Genomic DNA, 20,410 nt, shown 5'->3' with positions numbered 1-20,410 from the left:
ACCGGTAAGACAGGTACAGGGCCTGTACATGCACAATGCCCGAACATGCTCAAAGTACAGGCAGCAGTGATAATCCGCCTAACGGACACTACTCAGGTTATCCATCTCATTAGTGTTACGCACTCATTGCAGTTACGCAGCTTCTGACTTCCAGGGGGGAATCACCGGGGGCTTCGTATTTCCAGCCAGAGAACTTCCCATGGGGCAAGTTTGAGAACGGCGGTTCGCTCGCTCAGGTCTTCCCGTGTGTCCCCGTCGGTTTCTTCCTGGTCAAAACACTGAAGGCTGGTACAAAACATCTGATCGCTGAGCAGATCGTAGAAATCCGGTCCGGAATCCTTCCCCGCAATCCCGGTGTACCCAAGATTCCGGTTCAGTCGTGCATTTACCGGTCGTGCGGATGTATTGATTAAACACAGAACAATCTGTTCCGGCTCTCCTCCATGGGGAGGAAGGGGTGATTCCCGAAGAACTGCAAAAACCTCTTCAGAGCCCACATCAAGAATACTCTGTTTTCCGGCGGGATGGAAGGCCTTCTGTTTTCGACGGGTTTTGATCATATTGGTGTATCCGCTGAAAACCAGGGAGCGCAGACTGTCGGGGTCGGCAAGCTCCTCTTCCACACGGGAAAGAAACAGCTTCTGCCGGTTGATGGTCCGGTTTGCACCGGTCAGGTTCACACCTTCCTCCCAGTTTTCCGACCCGATGAGGCTGTGGATATAAATCCCCGGCACCCCTGCCAGGGAGAGAAGCACCGCCTGGCTTGCAAGAAATTTCTTCACCCGAATATCTGTCGGAAGATCCGGATCTGCAATGGCACTGAAATAGTTGATGTTCAATTCGTAGGGTATTTTTCCCTGAGGGGTGGCCTTATAGCTTATTCTGCCTCCCCGGGATTCGGCGGCATCATAAAGATCCTGAAGCTCATCCTCGCTGAGGATCCCGTGGGCGGGGGTAACCCCGATACCGTCGTGACTGGCGCAGAAATTGAAATAGGTGCTGTGGTACCCAACCGGACCCGGATTGCCGCTGGGAATGGTTCGAGCCCAGTCTCTCAAATGCGAAGCATCGCCCCGGAGAAACGCATCGAATATCAGGGGCGGAAGGCTGAACTGGTAAATCATGTGGGCTTCATTCACCCCGTTGCCGAAATAGCTCATATTCTCCCGGTGCGGGACATTCGTTTCGGTGATAAGTACCACCCAGGGTGCCAGCACATCCAGAATATGCCGGTACAGCTGAACAACCAGGTGGGTTTTCTCATGATGGATGGATGGTGTGCCCAACTCCTTCCAAAGGTACGCGATGGCATCCAGTCGGATCACCTGAGCTCCCTGTTCGATAAAGAACAGAATGGCATCGATCATCTGTATCAGTGTGCCGGGATGCCCGAAATTCAGATCCACCTGGTCGGCGCTGAATGTGGTCCATACATGGCGTGTGATTGCCTTTCCGCTCTCCGGGTCTGTGGCCTTAAACGGCGTCAGCAGCGGATGGGTCCGTGGCCGTACAATATCCCTTACATCGCTGTCCTCAGGCAGATCAATAAAAAAACCCTGGTATTCGGGGTCTCCCTTCAGGTACGCCTGAAACCAGGGGCCTTTTGCTGAACAATGATTAAGCACCAGATCGGCCATGAGCCGGAAATCCGATGCAATCCGGTTGATATCCTTCCAGTCTCCCAGATCGGGATTGACCCGGTAGTAATCAATTATGGAAAACCCGTCATCCGAAGAGTAGGGGAAAAAGGGCAGAATATGAATACCGCTCACCACATCCTTCAAATGCCTTTCAGCAAATGCAGCCAATGCTTTCAGGTGACGCCGGTCTTCCGGTGCTTCAGAGTGCAGTGTACCGTCTTCATCAATGCCGCCGCCCACTCCCAAAGCCGCATTTTTGCGCTGATCCGGGTCGGCGGGCTCATCCCCCAGAAGAAAACTGTCCCCATAGCAGATCACAAATGCGTCTTCTTCACTCAACGGCAGCCTGCTTCTGTTAATGTTCTCTGCAGCCCGCCCTGCAACCCCCGCTGAGGCCGCAGAGGCTCCGCCGGAACCGGGCCCACCAGAGTCTTTCACCTCGCCACCTGCCTGAAAGCGCTTTTGGGCGTCCCTGAGTTTTTCCTCATGGGTCTCAAGGAGTTTATTGAGCTTCTGTTCCGCCTCAGGTGCTGTGTCTGCCGGGTAAATTTTCGAAATAAACGGTGATATTTTCAGTGATTGAGACATGGTTTCCTCCCGCACCTTATTGGCTGGGTTGTTGATCTGCTACATAGAATAGCCGAGGCTGAAAGCCTTCGCAAATGTTTTTTTCAGTGCACCAAAGCTTGTAAAAAAACACAGCAAATACAAGCAGCAGTAATTCTTTTCCGGTGTATGGTTTATGAACACATTACAACCATACATCACCAGACTGCTGACCCAAATCAGCACAAATTCCCTTGATTTTACTCACCACAGCCCGGTCCCCCACTGCTCAAACCCCCATTGCCCCCGGTTTGCAGACCAGAAACCCCATGATCAGTCATGGTTCAGGTTTCATGGATGCTACTTCACCAAAGCCTTCGGCAGGGTTCCGCGTTATCGCTGTCAGGATTGCGGCAAGACCTTTTCCCTCCAGACATTCCGCATGGATTACTACGTGAAAAAGCCGGTGGACTACATCCAGCTGATTCGCCAGCTTGTCTCTTCCAGCGGACAGGGCAACATGACCCGCTTCACCGGTATGCGCTATGAGCAGATCCAGAACAGATACGAGCGCATCTGCCGGGTACTTCTGGCCATCCATTCTGATATGCGCAAGCTGATCAAACCGGAAGATGAGTTCGCCCTGGACGGCTTTGAATCCTTCAGCGTGAGTCAGTTCTTCCCCAACAACATCAATATCCTGGTGGGAAGCGGCTCAGAGTTGATATACGCAATGGGCTACTCCCAGCTGAGGCGTAAAGGACAGATGACAGATAAACAGAAGCAGAAGCGAACTGACTTGGAGCAAACCCTGGGCAAGGCTCCGGGAAATGCCGTTGAGAAATCGGTCCAGTCCATCCTTACCCACTTGTGTAAATACATGAAAGATAAAGACATACCGGATGTTACGCTGAATACCGACTATCACAAGGCGTATGTTCGGGCCCTTTCGAAGGTGCCTGAGGGCAGGTCCCGGATCCGTCATTGTCAGTATTCATCCACCCTGCCGCGCACCCCGACCAACCGGCTGTTCCCGGTGAATTATGTGGACCGGCAGTTTCGCAAAGATCAGGCGAACCACGTGAGGGAGTCGGTACAGTTCGCCCGATCTCCTGCAGCAATGATGGTGCGGCTGAGCATATATCAGATGGTGCACAATTATCTCATGCCCCGGAGGGTACGGGATCAGAGAAAAGGAAACTGGAAGACCAGGGGAGAACAGCTTGGCGTTCCGGGTTGGAAGCTTCACGAGGTGCTCAGAAAACACTGGGCTAGGAGAGTGTTTCTGAACAAATGCAGCTTATGGGAACCTGAGAAGATGACCTGGCTGCTTGGATGGCGAAACCGGGGGATTGATTCAGGCCGCAGGCTGCCGTTTCATGTGTGGGTTTGACTGAGCTGAAGTGTGAGAGACGGGGCGGTCAGGGCTGGTTGTAGACCTGAAATCGGGCTGGTTTCCGGAGCGATATTTCGGAGCGTATCGGCCGGATTGCGACGAAAGTTTTTTACAAGCTTTGGTGCACTGTTTTGGACTTTCCCTGATTCAGGTATTATGCTGAAAACCATGGAAATCCCAACAATCCGCCGCATCCTCGGCGATTACCTTCTGCCTATTCTCGTCCCAGGAGCTGTGTTTTTCGCTGTGTTTATAGGGGTAATATATCTGCCGATGGGCGGCTTCAGCGAAGCTTCCCGCATATCCCAGGTTGTACTGAACCTTCTGGATGCAGCCCTGGTGATCGGTATGATGGCCATATTCTCCTTTTCTCTGCGCTATTTCCGGGCTCGGGGATTTTATTTTACGCTTTTGCTTATCATACAGATGTGGTTCTTTCAGCAGGAGGAGCTTACAAACGGCGCTTACTGGGCCTATATCTTTATTCCCTGGGCGTTTCTTGTATTCATGTTTGCCCGGGAACGGGGAATTTTCAGTCCTCATACCAGATTGCTCCTGCTTTGCATCGCCGTACCGGTTTTGCTGAGATTTCTCCTTGAGCAGTATGCAGGGCTTCCACTTACAAGGTGGGCCGCGTCCCTGGATTTGGTGCCTCCTGATTCCAAATTGGCTGAATTGGGTATTTCTTCCTGGTCGTTGTTTTTGTATGCCGGCGCACTGATTATGGGAATTATCAGGTATGTTCTGAGGCCGGGGCGGGATATGGCGGCAGTGTTGTGGATACTGGTGATTTCCCTGGTTATGATCCGGATGGCAGGGATGGAGAGTTATCCTGAGCTTGTGACTGCTGGGTTGGATAGCAATGAGTTGACGCCGGAGTTTATGTTCTTGGCCGGAGAGGGGGTGGAGCCCGGACTTCATGGGTTTTTAGCGTTGGCGGTTTTTACTGCAGCCCTGCTGGAGGTGGTCACTCTATTCGATATCTCATATCGCATGGCGTATCAGGATCAACTGACAGAGCTTCCCGGACGTCGGGCTTTTGACGATGCCCTGTCCAATCTGGGAAAGAAATACAGCATTGTAATGGTGGATGTTGATAAGTTTAAAAGCTTTAATGACAGCTATGGGCATGATGTGGGGGACCAGGTGCTGAAGATGGTAGCCAGAATTATGTCTGCCAATGCACGCCCGGGCACTGCGTACCGCTACGGAGGAGAGGAGTTTGTACTCCTGTATCCAGGTCTTGAAGCCGGGGAAGCGGCGCAGCTTGCTGACAGCATCAGAAGAAAGATCGCCGGCTACCCTTTTGCGTTGAGGAAATTTTTCCGTCCCTACCGTCACAGCTTGAGCAGTCGAAGGTCGGAGTCTGTCGGCCGAAAGGCAGTTTCGGGTAACCGTAAGACTGGCCATTCAAGGTCGGGTGGAAGTAAGAGCCGGGAGATGCAGGGTGGGGTAAAAGGTCAGGTACCGAAAACCGTGAGCATTACGGTGAGCATGGGGTTGTCCCAACGGGGCGATTCCTCCGAGTCGGCTTCTGAAGTGCTGAAACAGGCTGATCAGGCTCTGTATGCTGCCAAGGAGGGCGGGCGGAACCGTCTGGAAGCTTTCCGCGGGTAACGCCATGAGTACCCGGTTGGATATCAGGAGATATCATTGAATCGCGATATAACGATGCAATCCTTGATTATCCCCCTCCTTTTCTATATATTCCCACTCATAATCCCGGCCTCAATCCATATATGAAAGTTTTTCGGAAATAGAGGCTGATATATCATTCGTGTTACTACAGGAGGTCACATGGCCCAACATAAAGAGAAGTATGTTTTTACTTCCGAGTCTGTATCCGAGGGGCATCCGGATAAGCTTGCGGATCAGGTTTCTGATGCAGTTCTGGATGCATGTCTCAGTGATGACCCCGGTGCGCATGTGGCCTGTGAAACATATACTACCACCGGAATGGTTCTTATAGGCGGGGAAATTACCACTGACACCTATGTGGATATTCAGCAGATTGCCCGGGATGTTGTGCGGGATATCGGATACACCCACGCGGATTACGGTTTGGACTGGGAAAGTATGTCGGTTCTCAATGTGATACACAGCCAAAGTCCGGACATCGCTCAGGGTGTCAACGGATCAGGGCTGTACTCAGGGGAACAGGGTGCCGGGGACCAGGGGATGATGTTCGGGTTTGCCTGCAATGAAACTGGTGAGCTGATGCCCGCACCGGTAAGTTTTGCTCACCGGATTCTCCGCAGAGCCGCCGAATTACGTAAAAGCGGGGACATTCCCTGGCTGAGGCCTGACAGCAAGAGCCAGGTATCAATTAAATATGACGGATTCACGCCTGTAGGGGTGGATTCGGTAGTGGTGAGTCATCAGCACGATCCTGATGTGGAGCGCAGCGATCTCGAGGAATGCATCCGTGAAGAAATTATCCGACCTGTGCTTGAACCCACAGGGCTTCTCACACCCGAGACAGATTTTTTTATTAACCCCACCGGACGGTTCGTAATCGGCGGGCCCCATGGTGATGCCGGACTTACCGGAAGGAAAATTATTGTTGATACATACGGCGGTATGGGACGGCACGGCGGCGGCGCATTCAGCGGGAAGGATCCCAGCAAAGTGGACCGTTCTGCGGCGTACATGGCCCGCTATGTAGCAAAGAATATCGTGGCTGCCGGCCTCGCAGACCGTGCAGAGGTACAGTTTGCATATGCCATCGGCGTCCCGTTCCCCGTGAGTGTAATGGTGAACAGTTTCGGCACCGCTGAAGTAGAGGATTATCAGATTGCAGAGGCGGTTAAGCAGGTGTTTGACCTTTCTCCGAAGGGAATCATCAGCGAACTGGATCTGCTCAAGCCGATCTACCGCAGCACCACCAACTACGGTCATTTCGGAAGGGACGGTTTCAGCTGGGAGAAAACAGACCGTGCAAGTGCTCTGAAGGCGGCTTTGTAGATCATGCTGGTAAAAGATATTTTCAACGGCTGCAATGATGAGGGAAAGATTCCCTTCAGCTTCGAATTTTTCCCTCCCAAAACACCCCGGGGCTGGGAGAAGCTGTTTAAGACCATGCGCGAACTGCTTCCTCTGAATCCTGCATATGTTTCGGTGACCTACGGTGCCGGCGGCAGCACCCGGGATAACACCCATGATCTGGTGAGCCGGATTCACGGCGAAGGGCTTCCGGTTGTGGCTCATCTTACCTGCGAGCAGAGCAGTGAATCGGAAATCGCCGCAATTCTTGAACGATATGACCGGGAAGGGATCCATAATATTCTGGCTCTCAAGGGTGATGTCCCTCTACCCGTAGGGAGTGTTGACAAAGGCCGTAGCACCGGGGCGGACGACAGCGCAACGGCTGATACGCCGTTCACCTACGCCGCCGATTTGGTTGCATACATTAAGCGGAAGTATCCGCATTTTGGTGTGGGTGTGGCGGGCTTTCCCGAAGGGCATCCTGCCACCGCAAACCGTCTGAAGGAAATGGATTACCTGAAAGCCAAAGTTGAGGCCGGGGCGGATTATATTGTCACTCAAATGTTTTTTGACAACAGGGATTTTTACGATTATCGTGAGCGGTGCCGGATGGCGGGAATTGATATTCCCATTATTGCCGGACTTATGCCGGTTACATCCGTTAAAGGCATGGAGAAGATGGCCGAGTTATCCGGAGGCAGCCGTTTCCCTGCGGCATTATTGCAGCGTCTTAAGCGGACGGTGAATAATAACGGCGGTCAGTGGGGCATCTACGGTGCCGCCGAAAACAATACTCCGGAGGTCCGGGATGCGGTATCAAGGGTGGGTGAACACTGGACCAGCGAACAGATCAGCGACCTTTTAAATCATCAGGTTGCGGGTATTCATCTGTATACCCTGAATAATTCGGGAGCGTCCATCAGGATAATGAAGAGTTTGGGGTTGGAAAGCTATTCCGTCCGGGGGTAGTATTGACCCTTGTACAGTGCACCAAAGCTTGTGAAAAACCCGGATTTTCCATGTTTTCTGTGAACGGACCGCTACTGATTGAGTACCATTTTTTTTCGGTACCATATGCATGGGTGTCTGAGTGAAAGATTTGCGTTTCACAAGCTTTGGTGCACTGCATACATGCAACGAGGAGTGGATATGTCAAATGACAGCACAAAACCCGACCACAGCCAGGACCAGCTCGTAAACCTCATACTCTGCGGAGGGGTGGGGAGCAGACTCTGGCCCCTCTCCCGAAAACTCCTACCTAAGCAGTTCTCACGGATTCTCCGGGGACAGACCCTCTTCGAGCGCACAGTGGCCAGAAACCGGAAGATCGCTTCGGCCACCATGCTGGCTGCCAACAGGCATCAGGCGTTCCTGGGCTTCAATCAGATGGAAGGACTGGGCATCCATGAGCATTTCGGCCTCATCGAACCGGTGGGACGCAATACCGCCCCGGCAATGGCCCTGGCAGCGATGCTGGTGGATGAAAACGCAATTATTCTTGCCACTCCCTCGGATCATTTAATAGAAAAAGAGGAAGCCTACGCACGGGCCGTTGATACGGCGGTGGAGCTGGCCCGGGAAGGGCGGATCGTGACCTTCGGCATCAGACCCGAGTATCCGGAAACAGGGTTCGGGTATATCGAAGCAGCCGCATCAGCATCCAGCAGAGGCGATGACGGAAATAACGGTCCGGGTGATTCCGGGTCGGATGCCGACCCGTCGTATGCTGTGAAGGCCTTTCGGGAGAAGCCGGACCAGGCCACCGCAGAGAAGTTCGTGGAAGCGGGGAATTTTTACTGGAACAGCGGCATGTTCTGCTTCAGGGCGGGGACGTTCCTGGAAGAGCTGAAGCTTCATGCCCCGGACGTGTACTCGGCATCCCTTGCGGCTTTCAAAGCTGCCGGCGGTCCCGCCGCCCGGAAAGAGCGTACCCCCTGGCAGCCTGAAGTCAATGATATGGAGGGCATTCCCGCCATTTCGGTGGACTATGCAGTAATGGAGAAGAGCCGCAAAATTGCCGTGGTACCCTGCGATATCGGCTGGAGCGATCTGGGAAGCCTGGATGCCCTCTACGATTTTTACCGTGATGGATCAGGCGAAACCGCAGATGCTCTTTCGGGCGATCAGGCGGATTTTGATGACGACGGAAACGCTTCGGCGGCGGATGTTGATCCCGTGTACATAGATTCCCGGCGGAATTTGGTGATCGGCGGCGGCCGGCAGGTCGCCATGATAGATGTTGAAGATCTTATGGTGGTTGAGACTCCAGATGCCCTTCTGATTTCCCGCAGGGGAAGCAGTCAGAAGGTAAAGAACGTGGTGAAAGAGCTGGAGCAGCGGGACGGACCTGAATCCAGACTTACCGAACGCTTCCCCACAATAGAGCGGCCGTGGGGACAGTACACCACCCTCCATGACGGCGGGGCGTACATGGTCCGGCGCATAGAGATCAAGCCGGGAAAGCGCACCAGCCTCCAGCGGCATTTCAAACGTGAGGAGCACTGGACCATTGTTTCAGGCCAGGCCCTGGTACAGATCGAAAAAAGCCGGAAACACTACTATCCCGGCCAGGGTGTTGAAATCCCCATGGGCGCATATCACCGAATAGAGAATCCCGTTGACGAAACCCTCATAATAATTGAAACACAGCTTGCTGTGGCGGATGCCGATGCCCCCGAGAGGACGGGTATTTCCAGGGATCAGGTCTCATCGGCGGCGGCCGGAGACGGTGCAGGGACCGCAGCAAGTGAAGAAGCGGCGGCCGCAGCTGCCGAAGAGCATGACGGAAAAAGGGACGCTACTGTCCCCCACCCGGATATCAGCGGAGCCCATGAAGCAAGCGATCAGACCCGGGGCGGTCAGAGCGTACAGATCGATGAAAGCGACGTACAGCGTCTTGAAGACGATTATGCGTGGCTGCGCTGAATGTATGTGCATGAGGCCATCCGCGGCGGCGCAACTAATACGTGCGACGCAACTATGACAGGCGGCGCGACTATGAAATGCAGCGTAACCATGCCATGCGGCGTCACTATGCCATGCGGCGCGACTAATGCGTGCGGCGTAAAACGTCCCTGCGGTTTATCGGTCTATGAAAGCGCAGCAATCCCCGTTGGCGGAAACAGGGGCCTCCTATGACGGAGCTGGGCTTCAACGGGCTTGCAACCATCGCAACCATTGTGATTCTCCTTGTTGTGCTGATCAGCGACCGGGTACGGCCGGTGTTTGCTTTTCTGGGTGCGGTTGGAGTTTTGTTTCTTCTGCAGATTATCACCCCCGCCCAGGCTTTGAGCGGGTTCGCAAATCCGGTGATTGCAACCCTTGCCCTTTTGTTCATTGTGAATAAGGCGGTGGAAAAAACCGGGATTATCGGGGATGCGGTGCGCTTTATCCGCACTGAAAAGACGTTCCGTTTCGAAACTGTACTGATTTTCGTTCTTATGCTCCCGGTAGCCCTTTTTTCATCCATTCTCAATAACACGCCCATTGTGCTCATGCTGGTTCCGGCTGTGAAGGGATGGGCGCAAAAGCATGATGTTCCCAGCAGCCGGCTGCTCATCCCTCTGAGCTATGCAGCGATTATCGGCGGGATGTGGACCATCATCGGTACCTCAACCAATTTGCTTATCAATAACCTGTTTACCGATTACAGCGGGAACGGGCTGTTTTTCTTTGAGCCCGGAGTGATCGGTGTTCCTCTGACGGTTGCGGGTATTCTCTATATGGTGGTGCTGGGAAGACATCTGCTTCCCAGTTATCAGGAACCGGGGCAGCGGCTGGCATCTCACAGCGATGAATATCTTATCGAGCTGATGGTTCCCAAGCGCAGCATTCTTTCGGGCATGACCGTTGAAGATGCGGGGTTCAGGAATCTCCGGGGGGTGTATCTTGCCCAGCTGTACCGCAAGGATGATCTGTACGGTCCGGTGGCTCCGGATTTCCGCCTCAAGGAGGGGGACCGGCTGATATTTGCCGGGGATGTGGAAGCCGCCGAAGAGCTGGCCCAGGAGAAGCATTTGGTTCCAGGGGATCCCAAGAGCTTTGCCAGCGATACCCGGGATATTCAGGACCATCTGGTTGAATTGGTTGTTCGGGATGATACCCGGCTGCCGGGACGAACCATTAAGCAGATGTCCTTCCGAAGCCGCTACGGTGCAGCGGTCCTTGCCGTGCACCGGAAAGGTGAACGACTCAGCGGCCGCATCGGCGATATGAAGCTGAAGGCCGGGGACAACCTTTTGATCCTCACCACCCAGGAACGGGTGAAGCGGCTGAGACAGATCCCGGAGTTTTATCTGCTGGACCGAGCCCGGAAGGTGACGGTTCTGAAAAAATGGCAGCGTTACCTGGTATATGCCGGTACGGTGATCATGATTGCCCTGGCTGCTTTGAGCACCATGGGCTACATTATGGGCTTCGGCGGAAGACCCATGGGGCTTCTCCACTTCGCAGCCCTCCTGGTTGCCATCCTGTTCGCCACCCGGACTATCAACACCCGTGATATGAAGGAGGCGATCCGTTTTGATCTGCTGTTTATCATCGCCTCGGCCATCGGTATTTCGGCGGCCCTCCAGAATACGGGAATTGCCGAGGGAATCGGAGAACAGCTGTTTACCCTCTCACGGTTTTTAGGTCCCCTGGGAATTCTGGCTGTGGTGTTTATTATCACCAATATCATTACCGAACTGATCACCAACAATGCGGCGGCGGTTCTTCTGTTTCCCATTGTCATGAGCCTTTCCCAGAGCATGGGAATCGACACCCGGGCCATGATTATGGTGCTCATAGTTGCTGCGGGAAGCAGTTTTTCCACTCCCATGGGTTATCAGACCAATCTGATTGTCCAAAGCGCCGCCCAGTACCGGTTCCGGGATTTTCTGAAAGTGGGGCTGCCCATGAATGTGATCTCATTTATCGTCACCATGACCATGGTGGACATGCTCTATCTTTAACCGATAGAATAGGCTGATCATCATAATTGAACCGGATTTACTATTTCTCCCGAGGGTGAACAGGATATATGACACAAAACCGGCAGGAAGTCTTCAGCGAAGAGCTTATTTCCTCACTTTTACAGATAAGTCTTGAGGCGGGAAAAGAGATTCTGGAAGTGTATTCCAGAGATTTTTCCGTGGATATGAAACAGGATGATTCCCCCCTCACAGAGGCGGACCGGCGCTCTCACACCGTAATGCAGCGGGGTCTGGAGAACCTGTCACTGTCCGGGAAGGACAGTTTGGAGGGGGAGGAAGATAAAAACGGCAGTGACGACGGTGGACTTCCCGTACTTTCCGAGGAAGGGGATATTTCAGAGTACGGGTCCCGAAGAACCTGGGACCGCTACTGGTTGATTGATCCCCTGGACGGTACCAAGGAGTTTGTGAAGCGCAACGGTGAGTTTACCACCAATATCGCCCTCATGGCCCCCCGGGATGCCGGGCATAAGAAGCAGAGCCATCGGGTCTGGGAGCCGGTTATCGGCGTTGTGTATGTTCCGGTTCAGGATATCGCCTACGTAGGATGGAGGAACAGAGCTGTCGGCGAAGGCAGCCCGGGTTCCGGTGCGCCGGGTCTGGCGTATCAGATTGACCGTCTGTCCGAGGGCGTGGAGGGCTGGAAGAGCCGTAGTGTTGCTCTGGGCAGCTCCAATGAAGAGCTGACTCTCACCGGACCGGGCATTGAATCGCCCCTCAGGGTGGTTGCCAGCAGAAGCCATCTGAATGAGGCCACTGAAGAGTTTATCGCCGGGCTTGAATCGGCGTATAATGAAGTGGAGCTCACCAGTTTCGGGAGCAGCCTGAAGCTCTGCAAGGTGGCGTCCGGAGAGGCGGATGTGTATCCCCGCTTTGCGCCCACCATGGAATGGGACACCGCCGCCGCCGACGGGGTATGCCGGGCCGCAGGACTGAAGGTGGTCCAGGCGGATAATCATATGCCCCTTGAATATAACAAGGAAGATTTGCTGAATCCCTGGTTTCTGGTTTGCCGGGACCCGAGGATTCTGCAGCACTAAATACATCCCACCTGCGGCGGTGACTGAATGTTTGACCGGGCGGGGAGGGCAAGGACAGACCTATGAAAAAGTATCATCTGAATCATTTGCGATCACTGGAATCCGAAGCCATATACGTCATCAGGGAGGTGGCTGCACAATTTGAGCGGCCGGTAATGCTGTTCTCCGGCGGGAAGGATTCCATCTGCATGGCTCATCTGGCCAGAAAGGCCTTTTATCCCGGGAAAATACCTTTTCCCCTGATGCATGTGGATACCGGACACAATTTTGCCGAGACCATCGAGTTTCGGGATCAGTTTATTAAAGACTACGAGGCGAACCTGATCGTTGCCCACGTCCAGGATTCCATCGACTCCGGCCGGGTGACCGAAGAAAGCGGACCCTATGCAAGCCGAAACTCCCTGCAGACGGTGACTCTCCTGGATGCCATCAAGGAGCACAAGTTTGACGCCGCCATGGGCGGAGCCCGCCGGGACGAGGAGAAGGCCCGGGCGAAGGAGCGCTTCTTCAGCTTCAGAAACCGTTTCGGTCAATGGGACCCGAAAAGCCAGCGTCCCGAACTCTGGAACATTTTCAATGCCCAGAAAAACATGGGCGAACACTTCCGTGTGTTTCCCATATCCAACTGGACGGAGCTGGACGTGTGGAGCTACATCGCACTGGAGAACATCCCCATGCCCAGCCTCTACTTCTCCCACACCAGGAAGGTGCTGATCCGGGACGGTGTGATTCTCGGAGACAGTGAAGTGATTGAGAAGCTTCCCGGTGAAGAGCCGGTGGAGAAGGAAGTCCGGTTCAGAACCATCGGGGATATGACCTGCACCGGCGGGGTTGAGAGTCCCGCCCGGAATGTTGAAGAAATTATCGCAGAGATCGCAGCAACCCGGACCACAGAACGGGGCGGCCGTGCGGACGACAAGCGGAGCGAAGCCGCAATGGAAGACCGGAAGAAACAGGGGTATTTTTAATGAGTTCAAAGACCAGAAAAGACGACGAGCATACACAGTCCTCCGCCGCTCAGGCTGCAGCCGGTCAGACAGACACCGGCGTACATGCCCCAGGCGAACAGGATGAATACAATATCGAAGAATACTTAAACCGGGAGCTGCTGCGCTTCACCACCGCAGGCAGCGTGGATGATGGCAAATCCACCCTCATCGGCCGCCTGCTGTTCGACAGCAAGGCCATCTTCCAGGATCAGATGGAACAGCTTGAAGCTTCCAGCCAGCTCCGTGGAGAAGAGGATGTGAACCTGGCCCTTTTGACCGACGGCCTGCGAGCCGAGCGGGAGCAGGGCATCACCATCGATGTGGCCTACCGCTATTTCTCCACTCCCAAACGGAAGTTCATTATTGCCGACACTCCGGGACACGAACAGTACACACGGAACATGGTGACCGGCGCATCCACCGCAGACCTGGCAATCGTGCTGATAGACGCCCGGAAAGGTGTGCTGACCCAAAGCAAGCGCCACGGTTTCATCGCCAGTCTGCTGGGGATTCCCCATCTGGTGGTGGCGGTGAACAAGATGGACCTGGTGGACTGGTCCGAAGAGGTGTTCAACAATATCGTTTCCGATTACACCGATTTCTGCGACAATCTGGCAATAGATGATATCAGCTTTATTCCCATCTCAGCCCTCACCGGGGACAATGTGGTGGATAAGAGCAGCAACATGGACTGGTACGAGGGCCGCTCGGTGCTCCATCATCTTGAAACTGTCATCCTGGCCGGCGACCGGAATCTGGAAGATTTCCGTTTCCCGGTTCAGTACGTGGTTCGTCCCCATCTGGATTTCCGGGGATTCGCCGGAAGAATCGCCTCGGGTACGGTAAAAAAGGGCGATGCCATAACCGCCCTGCCGTCCAACAAGACCAGCAGCGTACAGTCCATTGTGACCTATGAGGGAGAGCTGGAAGAGGCTTTTGAGAGTCAGTCGGTTATCCTCACTCTGGAAGATGAAATTGATATTTCCCGGGGAGATATGATCGTCAAGAGCGAGGATCTTCCCGAATCTTCAACCACCTTCGAGGCGGTACTCTGCTGGATGGACGATTCCAACGATCTTTCACTTTCCAACCATTACATTCTTCAGCAGACCACCCGACGGGTTCAGGCCTATGTGAACCGGCTGGAATACAATATCGATGTGAACGATCTGTCCCACAACCCCGCCGAAAGCCTTACTCTGAATGAGATCGGGGCGGTGCGGATCGAAACCGCCCACCCCCTCTATTTTGATGCCTACAGCCGCAACCGGCAGACCGGAAGCTTTGTGCTCATTGATCCTGCCACCAATCTCACCGTAGCTGCCGGCATGATCCGTCACAGCGCACGGCAGGCCGCCGGAGATGAACCTGCATCCCGGACCCCGGCTGAGCGCAGCACGGTAAGCCCCAATGTGAAATGGGAAGACACCGACGTAAGCCTGGCCGCCCGTGAAGAACGGAACGGTCACAAGGCTCAGATCTTCTGGTTCACCGGTCTTTCGGGAAGCGGAAAAAGCACCATCGCCAAAGCCTTGGAAAAACGTCTTTTCGCAGAAGGCCGGCAGGTGGTGATGCTTGACGGCGACAATATCCGCCACGGTCTGAACGGCGATCTGGGATTCAGCGAAGCCGACCGCCAGGAGAACATCCGGCGGGTAGGCCATGCCGCCAAGCTTTTTTATGACGCCGGATTCATCGTGCTGTGCACCTTCATCAGCCCCCGGAAAGCCATGCGGGACGAGGTTCGCCGTCTCTTCCCTGAAGGCCGCTTCAGAGAGGTTCATGTGAAAGTGGATCTTGAAGAGGCCAAGCGCCGTGATCCCAAGGGGCTGTACAAAAAAGCGGAAGCGGGAGAAATCAATGACTTCACCGGAATCCATCAGCCCTATGAGGTGAACCACGATGCGGAAGTATTTCTGGATACCCAGAAGGTGTCGGTTGAGCAGGCGGTTACCATACTGCGGGAGATGATCTGATCATATCCATGGATCTGCTGCCATCGTACGACTCACCTGCGGTGCCCATGATTTTGCGTGTATGAAAAAGGGTCTATAAACCAATGTCTATGAACCAGTCCGAATCAACGGCGCTTTCCGTCGAAGAGTTGAGCGAACTAGAGCAGTTAATCCGACAGCGTATTCAGGAGCTTGAAGAGCAGCTGCCCTATCTCAATGAGGAAACCCAGGCTGTGAGTCCAAGCTGCAGTCTGGGAAGGCTCACACGGATGGAAGCCCTGAACGATAAAGGGGTGAACGAGCATATTCTCGGTGAAACGAAGCGGAATCTGGAGCGTCTTCGCAATGCTCTGAGCCGGATGGATGGAGGAACCTACGGGAACTGCATCCGCTGCGGCAAGCCCATGCCCATCGGTCGGCTCCGGCTGGTTCCCCAAGCCCTCATCTGCGTTCCCTGCTCTGAAAAGCCCGGCCGCCGCTGATATTCTCTTAGAGATCCAGCCCTATATACACTCCTGCACTGACGGTTCTTCCGTAAGGATCGCTGCAGTGCCACAGGAATGCTGGGTGAAATTACCCCGCATATGTGGTAAAATATGATTCATGATAAATCAGACTCCCCGGAATTTCCGGTAATAGATATGAAGCCGCCCTGCTGTAGGGTAAACCGGGGGAGAAGATGGCGGAAGCAAAAATGACAGAGCAGGATTTCCAGCAAATCGAAGCATATATTAAAGAAAACTTCTCACAATGGATTATGGAGCAGGAGCAAAAAGCTGCAGCAGCGGTTTCTCCATTCGCCGGCTACGCCTTAAGCGAACGAATCGTCCGGGTTGAGGAAGAGCTGAAGCATCAGTATGAAGCTATTAAGGATCTTCAAAAGAGCATTGACGCCCGCTTTGCCGAGCAGCAGGCTCAATCCGACCAGCGATTCGCAGAGATGCAAAGCTACCTGGACCGGCGCTTCAATGACATGCAGATTCAGATGGACCGCCGCTTTGGGGAAGTGGACAAGAGATTTGAGCAGGTTGACAAGCGGTTTGAAAAGGTGGACAAACGGTTTGAACAGATGGATAAACGCTTTGATGAATCCAACCGGAGATTCACAATTTTTTCCTCCATTCTTGCCTTGCTGATCGCTGCCGTGCCGGTGGGGCTGGCCCTGGCCGGGTTATAATGCCCGCTATCTTGTTGCGTTGAAGGCTACGGAATCTGCATGAATAACCACACGCTATTGCATATAATTCGATCACAATTTTTTTCCCCTCAGATTTGGAAGCGTGGAGAGGATTACGCACGACTGGGCAAGGTTAAAGAGTATTACCGAAAACCTGATGGGGTTCAGTTCCGTGTGGCAGGCAGCGCTGCCGTCCCGTATACGGTTTTCATCCATTCCTCTATTGAAGAGGGTAATTTTCATGCCAACTGCAATTGTCCCTATGGCGATACCTGCAAACACATGGCTGCAGCGATAATCACGGCTTTTCAGGAAGATCTTTTTCTCAACGGGACGCAGTCCAGTGAAAGCGACGAAGGGGCTGAGCCTGATGTACACGATGATGGCGGTTTGTCAGATCATCCTGTTGTAAGAATGCTGGATTCAATGATCAGTTTTTCGTCGCGTCTGGATCCGAAAAACGAGGGTGATCACAGCGGCGATGCTCCTCGAGCAGCGGAACATGAGCCCGGGGAATTTGGTGGGGAACAGGGCCGGCAGCCTAGGAAGCAGTATTTCCCCTGTATTTTGCTGGATAACCGGCGTGGAAAGATTGACGGCCGGCCGACTTCCTCCGTCAATTCGTTCAGAAGCGGCTGGTTCCTTGATATTTATGGACAATACATCAAACAGGATGGCACGCCGGGGGCATACATCCGCTGGAATCCGAACATGAAACTCCGTGCAGGGGCACAGTCACATCTGCTTCTGTATCAGATCATTAACCAGGCGATGAACACTGAAGATCGGCGTTTTGATGTTTCCGGATGGCTGCGAACCCTGTTTGATGAACATACAAACGGCCGGAGCTCACCCCGACTTATTTTTCCAATCCAGCGCGGGTTTCAGGAGCTGAAGGTATCTTCTCCGGATTCCATACGTATTGAGTTTATTGAAGACGGGGAGGTCAGCTTCCCCACGCTGGCTGTTGACCGATCGGGAATTCCCGACTTCGGAAACAGTCAGCGCGTATACACCTCCAGCATCAGTTTTTTGTCTGCCGATGGCCGGGTGATCTCCCGATGTCCCAGGCGCTTTGTGTCGGTTATTTATGCAGGCCCGGATCTGTTTTTTCTGGATGCATTGAATGGAGTTCTTTATGAGAGCGATTCTCTTGGAAGCAGTCCAGCCGTGAGTTCCTCTCAGTTGCCGGGAAAAGAGGATGGTCAGGTAGATGAAGACTCGGCCCCGGAGAAGAGCCCTGTTGACAGCCTGAGGAATATGTACACCGGCGAGATCCTTCAGCTTATCAGTTCTACTTCGGTTGGCTATCGGGAAGCCGCAATAGAACTTCTCAAGGAAAAACTGAAGTCCCTGAGTTCTCTCAAAGATATTGTGCACATACATGGTCCTGTTCCCCTCACATCTCTTCCAAGCGCCCGGCCTGAATTCAGGCTTTATGTGGATTTGGGGTTTTCTCTCACAATGCGTCCCACGGTGAAGTACGATTCCGGAGAGCTGGCGCCCATGGCGAAACGGAAACCCTGGGTGGAATTTTCGGGAGAACAGGGTGAGCTGCGGATGATCCCTGACTATGAGGCCGAGGCGGATTTTGAAATGAGGGCTGAGCGCATAGCCGACGGCCTGGGCGCCCTGGTGGAATTCCGTTCTGGGGATGAATGCTACAATTTTGACGGCGTGCCCCCGGGTGAGCTCATGGAACAGATCGTGAATGAGTTTCTCCCGGATATTGACCGGGGAGATACCAAATTGTTTATCAACAGGAAGCCGGTATACTCCGGGGGATCCATCCAAATTGAAGTCACTTCCGGCATAGACTGGCTGGGGTTGCATGCCCGCCTACGTGGTACTGATCCTGAGCAATCCGGACGCCCCGAGGCTGACCGGCTATCCCGGTTTGAGGTTGACGGCTTGTGGAACTTACTGAAGTCCCGGGGAGCGTACCGGCTGATAGACACCCGGCGCATACGGGCATGGCAGAAATTGAGAGAACTGGATCTGGAAGGGGATTCACAAGCATCTGACGAGAGCGAAGTGCGTATTCACCCCTTGGATGCCGAAGCCGGAGACTACATCCGCACGCTGCTTGAAGAAAACGGCCAGAGCGGCAGCTCCACAAAAGGGCCGGAACAGGGCTTTCTCAACAGTATTCTCAGTATGGCTGAGAAGGCGGAATGGGCCTTTTCCACCACCGATACACCGGGGGCGGCGGGGTTTCGGGCGGAACTGCGGCCGTATCAGCAAACCGGGCTGGCATGGCTGCGGTTCCTTAAGAACATTGGAGCGGGGGGAATCCTGGCGGACGATATGGGACTGGGTAAAACCATTCAGGCCATTGGGATTCTGGCCGACTACCGTGAACAGAATGACCGGCGTGCGGCACTGGTGCTTGCACCCGTATCCACTTTGGGGAACTGGGAGCGGGAAATCGGACGCTTTCTTCCTGACGAAACAGTTCATCTCCATGCGGGAAGCGCCAGGGCGTCACAGCTCCCGGGGTGCGGCACTATTCTTTGTTCGTATCAGACCATGCTTCGGGACATGGAAATGTTCACAGCCCGGGAATTCTGCCTGAATATTCTGGATGAGGGGCAGCAGTTTAAAAATTCCCGTACCAAACTGCATCGGGCATTGAAAGAGATAACGGCATCCCAGCGTCTGATCCTTTCGGGTACTCCGGTCGAAAACAGTCTGATGGACCTCTGGTCGCTCATGGAGATTGCCAACCCCGGTCTCCTATGGAAACGGGACAGGTTCAAGCGCCGATTCGTGTCCAAATCTGCCGGAGATGCTGCAATCGGGGAGCTTCAGCGGCGGATTCGTCCGTTCTTTCTCCGCCGAACCAAGGAGGAGATCGCACTGGATTTGCCGGAGAAAGAAGAATTACTCATCACTGTTCGCCGGGGAACTCAGGAAAAGAAATTTTATCGAAAACTCGAGCAGGCCTGCCGGCAAAAAGTGCTTGAGATCATGGCGTCCATGGAGGCCCATGAAGCTGGAATTGCCATCCTTCAGACTCTCATTCATCTGCGCCAGGCCGCCATTGCTCCCCAGCTGGTGGGCGGTCCAGAAGTGTCGGCGAAACTTGATTTGCTGGTGGAAAAGCTCCAGGAGGCTTCCGGCGAAGGACACTCAGTCCTGGTATTCAGTCAGTTTGTGAAGGTTCTCCGGCTGATCAGCACCCGCCTGGATGCACGGGGCATGGACTATGCCTACCTGGACGGTTCGCTAAGCGCAGCCCGGCGAAATGAACAAATCAAATCCTTTCAGGAAGACGAAAACAAGCAGATATTTCTCCTCAGCCTCCGGGCCGGAGGCGTTGGGATAAATCTGACCGAAGCGGATTATGTATGCATTGTGGATCCATGGTGGAATCCTGCGGTTGAATCCCAGGCTATTGACCGGAGTCACCGCATCGGTCAAACCCGGCGGGTTCTGGCGATGCGCTTTATTGTTGAAGACAGCATAGAAGAACGGGTGCGCCAGCTCCAGGAGCAAAAACGCAAACTCACCGAAGAGATCTTCGGCAGCGGCGAGTCGCTGTTCAGCAACCTGGACCGTGAGGAGATCCTGTGGCTGTTTCGATCGAGTGCCGGCGAATCTGATTAAGTATCTGATTAATTACGAGATGGTATTGCAGCGATGCTTCGGCAGAATCAGAAAAGAAAAGCTTCGACAGAATCAAAATTCGGCAGAATCAAAATTCGGC

Annotated in this window: 13 protein-coding genes; 12 read left to right on the top strand and 1 reads right to left on the bottom strand. The window is 53.8% G+C overall.

Annotated features, from left to right (window positions below):
- Positions 1–161: 161 nt before the first annotated feature.
- Positions 162–2,228 (bottom strand): sugar phosphorylase, encoded by a 2,067-nt coding sequence (locus L21SP2_RS15035; protein ID WP_024269437.1) that lies wholly within the window; start codon positions 2,226–2,228, stop codon positions 162–164.
- Between the two features lie 154 nt (positions 2,229–2,382).
- Between L21SP2_RS15035 and L21SP2_RS15030 the strand changes: the two genes are divergently transcribed.
- The 12 genes from L21SP2_RS15030 (at position 2,383) to L21SP2_RS17630 (ending at position 20,310) form a co-directional block, all read left to right on the top strand.
- Positions 2,383–3,579, top strand: a complete 1,197-nt coding sequence (locus tag L21SP2_RS15030; RefSeq protein WP_041401704.1) for a hypothetical protein — start codon at positions 2,383–2,385, stop codon at positions 3,577–3,579.
- A gap of 171 nt (positions 3,580–3,750) precedes the next feature.
- Positions 3,751–5,199, top strand: a complete 1,449-nt coding sequence (locus tag L21SP2_RS17635; protein WP_169730497.1) for a GGDEF domain-containing protein — start codon at positions 3,751–3,753, stop codon at positions 5,197–5,199.
- Between the two features lie 180 nt (positions 5,200–5,379).
- The gene (metK, locus tag L21SP2_RS15020; protein WP_024269434.1) at positions 5,380–6,546 is read left to right on the top strand and encodes a methionine adenosyltransferase; all 1,167 of its coding nucleotides are present in this window, start codon (positions 5,380–5,382) and stop codon (positions 6,544–6,546) included.
- A gap of 3 nt (positions 6,547–6,549) precedes the next feature.
- On the top strand, positions 6,550–7,536 hold the full coding sequence (locus L21SP2_RS15015; RefSeq protein ID WP_024269433.1) for a methylenetetrahydrofolate reductase: 987 nt from the start codon (positions 6,550–6,552) through the stop codon (positions 7,534–7,536).
- A 180-nt stretch (positions 7,537–7,716) separates the two neighbouring features.
- Positions 7,717–9,492 (top strand): mannose-1-phosphate guanylyltransferase/mannose-6-phosphate isomerase, encoded by a 1,776-nt coding sequence (locus L21SP2_RS15010; protein WP_024269432.1) that lies wholly within the window; start codon positions 7,717–7,719, stop codon positions 9,490–9,492.
- 209 nt (positions 9,493–9,701) lie between these two features.
- Complete coding sequence (locus L21SP2_RS15005; protein WP_024269431.1) at positions 9,702–11,519, top strand: SLC13 family permease; 1,818 nt, start codon at positions 9,702–9,704, stop codon at positions 11,517–11,519.
- 68 nt (positions 11,520–11,587) lie between these two features.
- Complete coding sequence (locus tag L21SP2_RS15000) at positions 11,588–12,580, top strand: 3'(2'),5'-bisphosphate nucleotidase CysQ family protein (protein ID WP_024269430.1); 993 nt, start codon at positions 11,588–11,590, stop codon at positions 12,578–12,580.
- 62 nt (positions 12,581–12,642) lie between these two features.
- Positions 12,643–13,548: a sulfate adenylyltransferase subunit CysD gene (cysD, locus tag L21SP2_RS14995; protein ID WP_024269429.1), complete on the top strand. Its 906-nt coding sequence runs from the start codon at positions 12,643–12,645 to the stop codon at positions 13,546–13,548.
- Positions 13,548–15,545, top strand: coding sequence for a sulfate adenylyltransferase subunit CysN (gene cysN, locus L21SP2_RS14990; RefSeq protein ID WP_024269428.1), 1,998 nt, complete (start codon positions 13,548–13,550; stop codon positions 15,543–15,545). The genes cysD and cysN overlap by 1 nt, the downstream gene beginning before the upstream one ends.
- A gap of 83 nt (positions 15,546–15,628) precedes the next feature.
- On the top strand, positions 15,629–16,006 hold the full coding sequence (locus L21SP2_RS14985; RefSeq protein WP_081719658.1) for a TraR/DksA family transcriptional regulator: 378 nt from the start codon (positions 15,629–15,631) through the stop codon (positions 16,004–16,006).
- Between the two features lie 197 nt (positions 16,007–16,203).
- Entirely contained in the window at positions 16,204–16,701 is a 498-nt protein-coding gene (locus L21SP2_RS14980; protein ID WP_024269426.1) for a hypothetical protein, read from the top strand.
- Between the two features lie 39 nt (positions 16,702–16,740).
- Positions 16,741–20,310, top strand: a complete 3,570-nt coding sequence (locus L21SP2_RS17630; protein ID WP_024269425.1) for a DEAD/DEAH box helicase — start codon at positions 16,741–16,743, stop codon at positions 20,308–20,310.
- Positions 20,311–20,410: the final 100 nt, after the last annotated feature.

The sequence above is a fragment of the Salinispira pacifica genome (genome assembly GCF_000507245.1).
Taxonomy (GTDB): Bacteria; Spirochaetota; Spirochaetia; order DSM-27196; family Salinispiraceae; genus Salinispira; species Salinispira pacifica.
The sequence above is the reverse complement of the archived record's forward strand: the minus strand, read 5'-3'. Positions and strand labels throughout refer to the sequence as shown.